Origin of the sequence: Alienimonas californiensis, assembly GCF_007743815.1 — a bacterium.
In the GTDB taxonomy this organism is placed as follows: Bacteria; Planctomycetota; Planctomycetia; order Planctomycetales; family Planctomycetaceae; genus Alienimonas; species Alienimonas californiensis.
The window spans coordinates 2603665-2616136 of the sequence record NZ_CP036265.1; the positions used below are offsets into that span (position 1 = coordinate 2603665).

General features: G+C 70.0%; 8 protein-coding genes. 4 read left to right on the top strand and 4 right to left on the bottom strand.

All coding sequences use genetic code 11. From position 1 onward, the window contains the following. Window positions 1-11: 11 nt before the first annotated feature. Entirely contained in the window at window positions 12-866 is an 855-nt protein-coding gene (truA, locus tag CA12_RS10235; RefSeq protein ID WP_207622194.1) for a tRNA pseudouridine(38-40) synthase TruA, read from the top strand. Window positions 867-1006: 140 nt separating this feature from the next. Here the strand turns inward: truA and CA12_RS10240 are convergent, their stop codons facing one another. Continuing rightward, window positions 1007-1708, bottom strand: coding sequence for a metallophosphoesterase (locus CA12_RS10240; protein WP_242688196.1), 702 nt, complete (start codon window positions 1706-1708; stop codon window positions 1007-1009). A gap of 6 nt (window positions 1709-1714) precedes the next feature. After that, entirely contained in the window at window positions 1715-3979 is a 2265-nt protein-coding gene (locus tag CA12_RS10245) for an efflux RND transporter permease subunit (protein WP_145358857.1), read from the bottom strand. Between the two features lie 171 nt (window positions 3980-4150). Here CA12_RS10245 and CA12_RS10250 point away from each other — a divergent pair, with 171 nt between their 5' ends. The 3 genes from CA12_RS10250 to CA12_RS10260 all read left to right on the top strand — a co-directional run bounded on the left by CA12_RS10250 (window position 4151) and on the right by CA12_RS10260 (window position 10302). Further along, the gene (locus CA12_RS10250) at window positions 4151-5821 is read left to right on the top strand and encodes an ArnT family glycosyltransferase (protein WP_145358858.1); all 1671 of its coding nucleotides are present in this window, start codon (window positions 4151-4153) and stop codon (window positions 5819-5821) included. A gap of 144 nt (window positions 5822-5965) precedes the next feature. Next, a complete protein-coding gene (locus CA12_RS22015; protein ID WP_165700676.1) occupies window positions 5966-9610 on the top strand; it encodes a hypothetical protein in 3645 nt (1214 codons plus the stop codon). 284 nt (window positions 9611-9894) lie between these two features. Continuing rightward, window positions 9895-10302 (top strand): diacylglycerol kinase, encoded by a 408-nt coding sequence (locus CA12_RS10260; RefSeq protein WP_165700677.1) that lies wholly within the window; start codon window positions 9895-9897, stop codon window positions 10300-10302. 16 nt (window positions 10303-10318) lie between these two features. Here CA12_RS10260 and CA12_RS10265 read toward each other — a convergent pair whose 3' ends face one another. Together CA12_RS10265 and CA12_RS10270 are read right to left on the bottom strand one after the other, a co-directional pair. Continuing rightward, window positions 10319-10825 (bottom strand): hypothetical protein, encoded by a 507-nt coding sequence (locus CA12_RS10265; RefSeq protein ID WP_145358860.1) that lies wholly within the window; start codon window positions 10823-10825, stop codon window positions 10319-10321. A 43-nt stretch (window positions 10826-10868) separates the two neighbouring features. Beyond that, window positions 10869-12428, bottom strand: a complete 1560-nt coding sequence (locus tag CA12_RS10270) for a SpoVR family protein (RefSeq protein WP_145358861.1) — start codon at window positions 12426-12428, stop codon at window positions 10869-10871. Window positions 12429-12472: the final 44 nt, after the last annotated feature.

Genomic DNA, 12472 nt, shown 5'->3' on the forward strand with positions numbered 1-12472 from the left:
CCTCCCCGGCAGTGTCCCCCGTCGTCGCTCCGGGCGATCCGCCGCACCCGCAGGGGCGGACGGTGCGGCTGCGGGTGAGTTACGACGGCACGGACTTCTTCGGCTGGCAGGTGCAGCCCGGCACGCGGACCGTGCAGGGCGAGTTGCAGGAGGCGATCTTTCGGCTGACGGGGGAGCGTCGCACGGTCGTCGCCGCCGGCCGCACCGACGCCGGCGTGCACGCGCTGGGACAGGCTTGCCACTTCCGCACCCAAACGCCCACCCCCGCCCACCGGCTCGGCCCGGCCCTGGCGCCGCACCTCCCGCCGGACGTGGCGGTCCTGGAGGGCCGCGACGTGCCGCCGCACTTCCACAGCACCCGGGACGCGGTCTCCAAAACGTATCGCTACGTCATCCTGAACGACCGGGACCCGAACCCGCTGGCCCGGCGGTTCGCTTGGCGGGTGCGGCCGGACGTGCGCGGGAACGGGTTGAACGTCGACGCGATGCGCGAGGCGGCGGCCCACATCGTCGGCCGGCACGACTTCGCCTGCTTTCAGTCCGCCGGCTCCCCCCGGCCGGACACCGTCCGCACGGTGCATCGCCTCACCCTGACCCGCGCCGCGATCTGGCCCGCCTGGAGTCCGGTTCCCGGGGAAGAAATCGCGAACGACGCCGGCGGGCCGTGGCTGTTCCTCGAAGTGACCGGCGACGGATTTCTTTATAATATGGTCCGGACGATCGCCGGTACGCTAGCGGAGGTGGGCATGGGCAAACGCCCGCCGGAGGACGTCGCCGCCCTGATCGCCAGCCGCGACCGCACCCTCGCCGGCCCCACCGCCCCGCCGCAGGGGCTGTATTTAGTGCGGGTGGACTACGACGATTAAAACAGGTTGCCGGAACGCGTGGCGTACTCTGTGAGCCCGCAGCGCAAGCGAGGAGGGACGGCCGAACCCCGCTTGTGCGCTTCGGGCTCACAATCGACCGCGTTCACCGGCGGAGGAGCGCCGGCCGTCGGCGTCCTGTTCTATATTTCGTCGAGCCACAACGTCCGAACGCGGCCGCGTTCGTCGGCCTGCCAGACCTCGCCGGTCTCCGCGCACAGGCCGGTCAGCCAACCGCCTTTGCAGGCGCCGGTGTCGATGCAGACGGCATTTTCCATCACCCGCGGCAGGCCGGACCGCTGCCGGGTGTGCCCGCAGATCATGCGCTTGCCGCTCTGGTGCGGCGGCGGGGGCTCGTGACAGAACTCCCAATACAGCATGAAGTCCGGCTGCTCCGCCAGCGGGAGGTCCGGGTACAGGTTCGCATGCACGAACAGGCAGTCGTCGCTCTCGTGGTAGGCGTGCAGCCGTTCGTTCAGAAACGTCCAATGCTCGGCCGGGACGTCTTTTAAAGACGCCCCCCGCCCGAGCGGGGCGTATGACCCGAGGGTCGCGTCGCCGCCGCACTCCAGCCAGCGGCGGCGTTCTTCAACGCCGCCGCGGGCCTCGCGCATCATGATCTCGTGATTGCCCCGCAGCGGGATCAATTCGACCCTGGGGAAATCCGCTTCAAAACGGATCAGCCGGTCCAGCACGCCGCGGGAGTCCGGCCCGCGGTCGACAAGGTCGCCCAGCGGGATCACCACGTCGCCGGGACGCAGGGGGAGGGCGTCGAGCAGGGCGGCCAGCGCGGTCGCGCAGCCGTGCACGTCGCCGAGGGCAAAGTATCGGCCGCCGATCGTCACGCCTCCCTAATCTTTCTTCCAGCCGATAATCAGCGGCAACAACACCAGGTCGCCGATCAGCCCGCCGACCATCGCCAGACTCACCAGCGCGCCGAAGTAAATCAGCGGGACGAACTGACTGAGCGTCAGCGCCGCGAAGCCGCAGGCGAGGGCCAGCACGGCGAACGTCATCGCCCGGCCGACCGTGCCATGGGCGATCCGCAACGCCTCCCGCCGGCTCTTCCCCAGCCGGCGTTGACGCAGGTAGGCGGCAATATAATGCACGTTGCCGTCCACCGTCAGCCCGACCGACACGCTGGCGATCATGGCGGTGCCGATATTCACCGGCAGCCCCGCCCACCCCAGCCCGCCCAGCACCAGGCCGATCGGCAGCAGGTTCGGCAGCATGCTCGCCACGGCGAGTTTGAAACTGCGAAACGCCGCCCACATCATCCCGAACAGGCCCGCGGCGGCCCAGCCGAAACTGACGATCTGATCGCGCAGCAGGCTCTCGATTAAATAGGTGAGCAGCACGAACAGGCCGGTCGCGGCGGCCGGTTCGGCGGTCTCGGTCCCGGGGAAGCGTTCACGGGCGAGGGCTTCGGTCTGTTCGATCACCGCCCGTTTGCGGTTCGACGACTGCTGCTCCCGGCTGCGGAGGACGATCCGCATGCGGCGGGACTCCGGGTTATACAGGCTCGGCTCCACCTCCGGGGCGAACTCCGCGAGTTGGTCCAGCCGGTCGCGGACCGAGGAGCCGATCAGCGGCACGGTGTCCAGGGTGTCCGTCAGCGCCACGACCTTGGTGAACGCCGGTTCGCCGCCGACCTCCAGCGCCCGCAGTTCGGCGGCGAGTTTGCGGACGCGGCCGAGGTAGTCCTCACGCAGCGGCTCCCCGGGGCCGGGGGCGGGCAGGTTCACCTCCCAGGAGCCGGCGCCGCCGAGTCGCTCTTCGATGTAATCGAGGCTGCGGACGATTTCGCTGTCCGCTTTGAAGTTCTTGGAGAAGTCGGTTTCGACCTTCAACCGCAGCACGCCCGCCACGCTGAACGCCGTCAGCAGGGCCGTGGCGACGGCGACGGGCCATTTATATTTGAGGATCGCTCCCGGCCCCCAGCCCAGCAACCCGCCGAGCAGCCCCTCCCCCGGGGCGCCGCGGGGGGTGCTGTCGAAGCCGCCCGCCAGCGCCAGCCCCGGCGTGAGCGACAGCGTGCTGACGAACACCGCGCCGGCGCCGACGCCCATCATCAACCCGAAGCTCCGCACCGGGGTGAGGTCCGCGGCGAGCAGCGACAGGAACCCGACCGCGGTCGTGGCGCAGCTCCAGAAGATCGGGGCGGCGAGTTGGGAGAACGTCTCCCGCAGGGCGTTGATCGTGGAGACCTCCGAATCCCGGTTCCCGCCCAGCCGTCGCAGCTCCCGGAACCGCAGGGCGACGTGCATCACGGTGGCGACGCCCACGATGCACACCAGCGAATTCAACATGCTGGAGACCATGCTGAGCCGCAGCCCGGACAGCTCCAGCGTCGCCCGCGTCCAGACGATCGCCGCCAGCACCACGGCCAGCGGGATCAGCACCCACCGCAGGCTGCGGAGCAGGAACAGCAGCACGGCCCCCAGCAGGGCCAGGGAGACGTAAAAGAGGACGCGCCCGTCGTATTCGACCGCCTCGAAGGCGTCGTGAATTTGAATCGGCTCCCCGGCGACGAACGCCGGCGGATCGTGGTTCGCAGCGAGCGTGCGGATCGCCCGGAACGTTTCGGCCCGGGAGCCGGGACCGGTGACGGGTTGACCCGCCGTCTCCGCCGTCAGCCGCAGCACGACGGCCACTGTCTGGCGGTCGGCGGAGACGATCACGCCCTCGGCCAACTCCAATAATTCCGGCTCCCAGAGCGGGATCATCCGACGGAGGACCACCGCCTTGAGCCCCGGCTCCAGTTCCGGCCGGAGCACTTTGGACAAATCCTGCGTGCTGGCGGGGTTCACGCCGGGCGCCTGGGACAGTTCCTCGGCGAAGGCGGCGATCGCGTCCAGGCTCTCCGGGGCGGTCGGATTCGGCTGATCCCAGGCGACGAGGACAAACTCGTCCCCCCCGAACAGCTCGCGGCTGCGGTTGTAGGCGGCGAGGCGAGGGTCGCCGGGGGCGTAGAGCGACTCGATCGAGCGCTCCAACTCCAACCGATTCGCCGGCGCGACCGCCAGGGCGACCAGCGCGCCTGCGATCAGCAACAACGGCCAGCGGAACCGGGCCAGCCAGTCGCCGACCCGATCGGAGACGGTTCGACCCGTCACGCCGGGGCCCGCGGCCCCGGGCGGGGGGGCGTCTGCGGGACGGTCCGGGACTCCGGAGCGGTCCGACGGGACGTCGGCGGGAGCGGAGCCGGCGATGTGGGCGGGGGGGCGAGACGCGGCGGGCGGGGTACTCTAAAGCGATTCCCCCGCCCTGCCACCGATCTGCTCGGAATGCCCTCGTTCCCCCGCCCCGCCGCGGTTCGTTGTCCGCCGGGGTGGGCGGTCGTCGCGTCCGTCGTCACGCTCGCCGCGGGCCTGCGGGCCGCGGCCGTCGGACGCTGGGCGGGGGAGGTGGCCGTCGACGTCGACATGTACCGCAGTCTGGCGGCGAACCTGCTGGACGGCGCCGGCTATGTCAGTCCCGAGACCGGCACGGCGACCGCCTTTCGCCCCCCGCTGGTCCCGCTGATCTACGCGGCTTTGGGGAACCTCCATTGGGCGATCCTCCTCTTCCAGATCCTCGCCGGGGCGGCAACGGCGGGGCTGACAGTGCAGCTCGCCCGCGTTCTGGGCCTGAACTGGCTCGGGGCGATGTTGGCCGGGGCCGTCGTCGCCTGCGACCCGATCCTGCTGCGGTACACGCCGCGGCCGATGACGGAGGTGACCGCGGCCCTGCTGACGGTCGCCCTGCTCTGCCGGGCATGCCGTGTCGCGGACGGGAGCCGCGACCGTCAGGGAGCGCGGTGGCGTGGCTCAGAAGACCACGTCATCGCGCTCCCTGACGGTCGCGGCTCTCGGGGCGGCGCCGCGCTCACTGGCGTGCTGTTCGGGCTGTCCGCCCTCTGTCGGCCGACGGTTTGGGCGTTCGGGGGGCTGTGGGCGTTGGGGTGGATTTGGGACCGTCTCCGCGGCCGGGCCGGCTGGCGGCTCGGCTGGGGCCGACTGGCTCTGGGGGCGGTCGGCGTGGCGTTGATCGTCGGCCCGTGGGCGGCGCGGAACTGGATCGTCTTCGAACGGCCGATCCTCATGACAACCCACGGCGGCTACACGCTGCACCTGGCGAACAACGAGGTGTTCTACGAAGAGATTGTCCGCGGCCCGGCGGGGGCGGTCTGGGGCGGGGGGAGCCTGAGCACTTGGCAACAGCGGACCGAGGGAGCGTTCGCAGTGGAGTCCGGAGTGGACGTCAGGACGGTGCGCAACGCCCGGTTCTGGTTCCCCCCCTCGGTGGGGTGGCGGGGGCCGTCCCAGGACATTCCGATCACCCAACTCCGAGCTGAGTCTTGGTCCAGGACCAGCTTGCTCCAACTCGGGCCTCAAGGCTGGCAACGTGCCCCGCGGCCAGAGGCAGACTGGGCTCGTTTGACCTGGGTCGACACGACCGGACTGGGCCTTTCCCGTGACGTGCAGGTCGAGTCGGGGCCGCAGTGGTTCTTCAGCCCCGAGGCTGAACCCCGCCGCGACCGCTGGCACCGGGATCGGGCGCTCGAGGTTATCCAATCCGACCCCGCCGGCTTCGCCCGGGCCGTGCCGTTGCGGGTCAGCCGGTTGTGGAGCCCGACGCCGCAGGGGCCGGCGGCGGAGGGGTTGCCGGCGCCGGTCTGGGGGGCGGTGGGCGGGTGGAACGTGGTCGTGTTCCTGCTGGCCGCGGCGGGGGCGGTGCGGGTGTGGCGGAGTGACCGCTGGGCGGCGTGGCGGCCGGTTCTGTTGATGGTCGTCTCGGTGACGGCGGTACATGCGGTGTACTGGTCGAACGCCCGGATGCGGGGGCCGATCGTGCCGGCGATCGCCGTGCTGGCCGCCGCCGGCGCCTGCGGCAAGCGGCTCCGCGGGGAGGGCGAGACGACGGAAACCGAACCGGCGCCGGGAGTTGGGTCGTTCGGGCGCGAAGGCAATTCGTGAGCGGACGGGGCGAGTTCCCGTTGACCGCTCGCGGCCGGTCGGCCTAGCACCCGCGGTTCCCCGCTCGCCGTCGCGCCCGCTCCGCATTCCGGGGCGGTGGCGCGCCGCGGTCGGTCTCCCCATCACGGACGCACGGCTCAGCCCTTGCCGGCCCCCGCCCGCCGCCGATTGCCGCCCGTCGGCGCCGCCCGGATCGCTCCGGTCGCGGCGGCGTTCAGCCTGTGGGCCTGCGGAATCGCCCTGGGACAGGGCGGCCCGGCTCCCGTGTTCGACCCCGGCCCCCCGCCGGCCCCGGTCCCCGGGGACCCGTTCGACGGGGCGCCGTTCGACGGAGCGCCGGACCAGTTCTCCGACGACGCCGCCGCCCAGCCGGTTCTCGGCGCCCCGCTGCCGGTCGCCGTGCCGGCCCCGCCGCCGACGCCGCTGGGGGAGGACCCGGCGACGACGCCGACGGTCCGGCAACCGATCTTCCGGCTCGGCCCCCGCCCGGAGCCGCTGCCGACCGCCGCCCCGCAGCCGCCGCGCGCGCTCCCGGGCCGGCCGAACGGGGCGGCGCGGCCCCGTCCGCTGCTCGATCTCCTGTTGCCGTTCGGCGGCGCCGATCCGGAGCCGCAGGCCGCCCCGCCGCCGGTGCCCCTCCCCGAAGGAGACCCCGCCGCCACGGGCGTCCTCCTCGAAGAGGCGGACGAGGGACTGACCATTTCCGCCCTGCGGGCCCGCACCTGGCAGCCGGACGTCGTCGGCCAGACCGGCCCCGGGGCCCGGAACATGGCCGCCGCTCTGGAACGGATCTCCCTGCTGCGGGGCGACGTGACCCTCACCCAGGGACGCACGACCGTCACCGCCCGCGAGGGCGTGCTGTGGCGTCGTCCGAACCCCACCGGGGTGGGCGAATTGGTCACGGTCTATCTGCAGGGCGGGGTGAAGCTCAACCGCCCCGGCCACACCGAGAGCAAGCCGGAGATCGTCCTCGAACTGGCCCCGACGGAACTGAAGCTCGACGTCGCCGCCGAGACCGTCGGCGAACCCGCCACCGCCGACCCGCTGCTGACCCGCGCCGCCGAGCGGCGGAAGTACAGCGGCGGCGGCAGCCGCACGACCCGGCTGGGGCCGCCCGAGGATGTGCTCCGCAACCCGCTCGGCGGGCTGGGCTCCAACCTGCTCGCCCCCGCCCCGCCGGAGGCGAGCCCCGGCGCCGGCGACGCGATCGGCGACGGCCGGCCGGCCGGCGGCGACAGCGAGGTCCGTCGCATCCAGCTGCTGCCCCGCAGCGCCGTGCCGCCCTCGGTCAAATCGTACGAGAACGACGACACCCTCCCCGCGGAGCAGGTGACGATCGTCACCGGCGGCGTCCGACTGATCGTCGACGGGCTGGACGTCGGCGGCAGCTTCGGCACCGTCCTGCCCGGCGAACCCACCGATCAGGTCAGCCTGGCCGCGGAGAACGTCGTCATTTGGACCCGCTCGGCGGGCGGCGGCGGCGTCGTCCCCGGCGTGGCCCGCGTGCAACCGGCGGACTTCCCGCTGACCGTCTATCTCGAAGGCGATATTGAAATCCGGCAGGGGGCGAACGTCGTGCACGCCCAGCGGGCGGTCTACGACATTCGCGCCGATCGCGGGCTGCTGCTCGACGCCGAACTGTCCACGACGGTCGCCGGCGTCGGCCCCAACAATACGGAGGGCACCGTCCGCGTGCGGGCCCGGGAACTGCGCCAACTGGCCGAGGATAACTTCCGCGCCCGCGACGCCTGGAGCACCACCAGCGAGTTCGGCTTCCCCGGCTACCGCCTGGAAAGTCGGGAATTATTCCTCGAACCCCGGTACGACGACGTCCCCCGGGCGGGGGCCGAACGCGTCGTCAATCCCGCCACCGGGCAGTCGACGACCAAGCGGAACTGGATTCGCAGCTACGACAATCGGCTGATCTTCAATTCGCCCAACACCGGGGACGTGCCGACGGTCTATATTCCCTACCTCTCGGGGCCGGCGGAAGATCCGCAGATTCCCGTCAAGCGGATTCAATACGGCAACAGCACCGAGCGGGGCCGGGAGCTGGAGGTCGTCTGGGATCCGTTCGTGCTGTTCGGCGTGGAGCCGCCGCCGGACGTGAACCTGGACCTGCTCACCGGGCTCTACAGCGAGCGCGGCGCCGCGGCCGGACTGCAGGGCTCCTATGCGAACCGGAACCTGTTCGGCCTGCCGGGCGAGGGGATGGGCGACGGCATCGCCTGGTTCGTGCAGGACGACGGGCTGGACCGCCTGGGCGTGTACCGCCGCGACATCGAACCGCCAGTGAACGGCCGCTACCGGATTCGCTGGCGCCATCAACAGCTTCTGCCCTCGGAGTTCCTCGCCGGCCGCGGGCGGGTGATCGCCAAAGTCGGCAAACGCAGCGATATTAACGTGCTGGAATCCTGGTGGGAGAGCGACTGGGACAACGGCCCGGACGAAGACACCCTGCTGTACGGTACGGGCTCCTTCGAGAACTACGGGTTCTCGAATTGGGGCTGGGAAGCCATGGGCAAAGTGCCGCTGAACGACTTCGTCACCGACACCGGCTGGTACCCGAAACTCGACCTCTACGGGCTCGGCGAACCGCTGCTGGGCGGGCTCGTCAACTATTCCCAGCACAGCAGCGCCGGCTACGGGGACCTGGAGCCGGCGCGTTATCCGGAGGGGCTGGGTTACCGCGACTATAACCCGCTCTTCACGGATCTGCCCTATACGGCGGACGTGGACGGCGGGGTCTTCCTGACCCGGCACGAACTGACCGCCCCGCTGTGGGCCGGTCCGCTGAACGTCACCCCGTTCGTGATGGCCGAGGGCGCCGCCCAGCAGCAGGGGCTGGACGGCGACGAGGCCGTGCGGTTCGTCGGCAGCGCCGGCTTCCGGGCCGCGCTGCCCTTCACCCGCGTCTGGCGGAACGCCCGCAACCGCACGCTGGGCGTCAACGGCCTGGCCCACAAGGTGCGGCTGGAAATGACCTACCGCGCCACCAGCACGACCGAACCGCTCAGCGAGTTCGCCCAATATAACGCCCTCGACGACGACGCCCAGCAACAGTACCGAGCCCGGATTCCCCGCTCGATTCTCGACCTGCCGCCCGGCGTGCCGGTTCCGATGGAGATCGACCCCCGCTTCTACGGCGTCCGCCGGGGCGTGGGGATGGACGTCACGAGTTCGGTGTGGGAACTGGTCGAGGATCAGCAGGTCCTGCGGCTGGCCGCCCGACAACGACTGCAGACGAAGGTCGGCGCCCCCGGCTTCGAACGAATTAAAGACTGGATGACGCTGGACCTCGGCGCCTCCATCTTCCCCGACGCCGATCGCGACAACTTCGGCGAAACGCTCGGCTTGGTCACCAGCGATTACGTCTGGAACCTCGGCGACCGCACGCGGTTCCTCGCCTCGTCCAGCTTCGATTACTTCGAAGGCGCCCCGCAACAGTGGGACGTCGGCTTCGCCACCCAGCGGACCCGCCGCGGCAGTTTCTATACCGGCGTCCGGCACATCGAAGCGCTGAACCAGGACGTGACGGCGTTAGTCAGCAGTTTCAGCTATCGGATGGGCCCCAAATGGGCCAGCACCGCCAGCTTCTTCCAAGACGTAGACAACTCGGAGAACAGCGGTCAAAACCTGACGGTGACCCGCATCGGCACCGAATTCAACGTGTCGGTCGGCGCGCAGTATAACAACGCCCGCGGCGACACCGGTTTGATCTTTCAGGTTGAACCGCGATTCGGCCGAGACACGTTCGGCGGGTTGCTCGGGCCGAACCCGGATCTGTGATCTTTCGACTTCGGCCAACCGATCTGAGCCGGACCTCACCCCCGCGTTCCCCGTCTTCGTAAGGTCGCCGTTTGCCCGCCTTCGTCGTACCGCCGCTGAGCGATTCGCACGCGAACGATCCGACGGGACGCGCCCCGGACCCTGCCTTCCCCGCGGGACCGCGGCTGGCGCAACTCCCGACGGCTGCGGCGGTTTCGGAGGCCCGGGCTCCCCTTGCTGAGTCGCCCCTTGCTCACGCGGACGGCGAACGGCCGGCGCGGCCGCTGTCGCGGCGGATCAAAGCGGTGCGCAAGCTGCACGGCGTGCGGCGCCGGGCGACGTGGCGTCAACGACTGATCGACGCCGAACGTGGACTGGTGCTCGGCTTCCGCCGGGACGGCGTGCTCGCCGGGCACGTGTTCGTGCTCACGCTCGCCGTCGCCGCGGGGGTGGTGTTCGAATTGAACACCTCCCGGTGGTGCATCATCTTCCTCGCCCTCGGCGGCGCGATGGCCGCGGAACTGTTCGGGCAGGTGATCGCAGCCCTCGCCGCGGCGGTGGTGCGGGACGGCGAAGAGGAATCCGAACGTAACGCCCAACTCGCCGGAGCGGTGCGATTGTGTTCCGCCGCGATTGCCGTCGCCGCCTGCGGCGCCTGCGCGGCGCTGGTCGCGGTGTTCACCCCCGCGGTGGTCAAGGCGCTGGGCGGTTGAGGGGCCGCGGGCGCCGTTACGGAATCGTCTCCACCGCGTCCCGCACCAGCCGCTTCAGGACTTCCCGGGTCAGCGGCACGTCCTCGCGGGTGCGGGAGACCCCCGGCTCCGTACGGTAGCGGGCCAGCGTGAACGCCCCGGCGCCGGCGGCGGACAGCATGACTTCAAAATAACTCGTCGCCCCGGCGTCGCGGGACGGGGGGATGCTACGAATTAGTAACTCGTCGCTCTGCGGGTCGTACTCCAGCGGGCCGAGACCCTCCAATAGATACGTCACCCGGCCGCACAGATCGCGGCCCCACTGCTCCAACGTCGCCTGCGAGGCGCCCGCCAGCGAGGGGACGTCCAGCGAGAGGTGCGACAGGGCCACCCCCAGCGTCTCCACCGCCGCCAGGTGCGCGTCGACGGTCACGCCGTCGTCGGCGGTCAACAGCAACGTGCCGCCCGCCGTCCCGCCGCCGGCCCCGGCGAGCAGCCGGGCGAGCTGCGAATCAATTTGCTGCGGCAGGGTGGCGGCGCTCATCGGCACGGAGGGGACGGGCAGGGCGAGAAAAGGGGGGACGGGGTCAGCCGCCGCGGCGGGCGGTTTCGCGGCGGCGGATGCGGGGGCCCTTGGGGGTCACGTCGAACTCCCCGCCGTCGCAGAACATGATCGCGGGCTGCTCGTCCACGATCGTCTCCAGATTGACCGGGCGGCCCCACAATTCCGACAGGTTCGTCAGCGTGGCCCGGGCCCAGTCCTGCCGCAGCTCGACGCCGCCCCAGTCGTGGCCCAGCAACAGTTCGCCGCGGTTGCGATAGTTGCCGTCCAGCACGCGGATCACGGGCCGCCCGTGGTTCGTCAGGCTCGTTAGAAGCTGTTGTTTAATCTTCTGAAACTCGCGGGAGGCGATTTCGTAGTAATCGGAGGCGTCGTTGTAGGCGAAGCTGAACATCTTATGCTTCGCGCAGAACTCCGGCGTCAGGAACTCTTCGATAAAGGTCACGTCGTTATGCACCCGGCGGACCTCGAAGATTTTCTCCCGGCCCAAACCGAGCTTGCGGTCCCAGTTTTCTTTGGCGACGCGGTCCTCGCAGGCGTCCCACTCCGGGCCGAACTGGCCCTTGTTCCAGCGCTCCTCGATGTCCCGGAACAGTTCGATCCCCAGTTTGTAGGGGTTCAGCCGCTGCGGGCTGGTGGCCATCGTGCCGCTGTGGTGGTCGGCATAGGTGACGACCTCGGACGGATCGAGGGCGAACTGCGTCATGATCGTGGTGTGCCAGTAGCTGGCCCACCCCTCGTTCATGATCTTCGTCTGGCCCTGCGGGAAATAATAGTAGGCCTCGTCGCGAACGATCGACAACACGTCGTGCTGCCAGTCCTTGAGCGGGGCGTGGTCGAGCAGGAACAGCAGGACGTCCCGCTCCGGCCGTTCGGGGAAATGGCGGGCGTCGCGGGAGGCGTCGTCGCGTTCCTTCCGCTCCCGGTCGCGTTCCCGCAGGGCGTCGGGGGGATTGACGAACTCGTCCATATAATCCTTCGCCTCGAACCGATCCCCCGGCGGGGCGGTCTCGCGGCGCTTGCGGGCCTGCTCCGCCTGCCGGGCGACCTCCTCCCGGGGGGTCGCGAAGGGCAGGTGCGGATCGATCAGGTCTTCGACGCTCAGGCAGCGGTCGATGAACTTTTCGACTTCCTCATAGCCGAACCGGTCGACATAGCGGTTAATGCGGGCGGCGTGATTCGCCATCTGGTCCAGCATCCGCCGGTTCGTCTTGGAGAACCAGGCGTTCTGCTTGAAGAAATCGCAGTGCCCGTAAACGTGGGCGATGACCAGCTTCTGATCCGCCAGTTCGTTGGCCGTGAGCAGATAAGCGTAGCAGGGGTCGGTGTTAATGACCATCTCGTAGATCTTCGAGAGCCCGTAGGAATACGACTTCATCATCTCGTCGTACTCCGCCCCGAACCGCCAGTGGGGATAGCGGACCGGGAACCCGCCGTAGGCGGCGAGCATGCTCATCTCGTCGTAATCGACCATCTCGAAGACGGTGTCGAAAAAATCGAGCCCGTACTCCGCGGCCTTCGCCTCGATGGAGTCCTGCAGCGCTTTAATCTCTGCCGGCAGCGGGCGGTGGGTGGAGAACGGCATTTATTCGTGTCTCCCGTCGGTCGGTCCTTCGGTCGTGCGGGGGA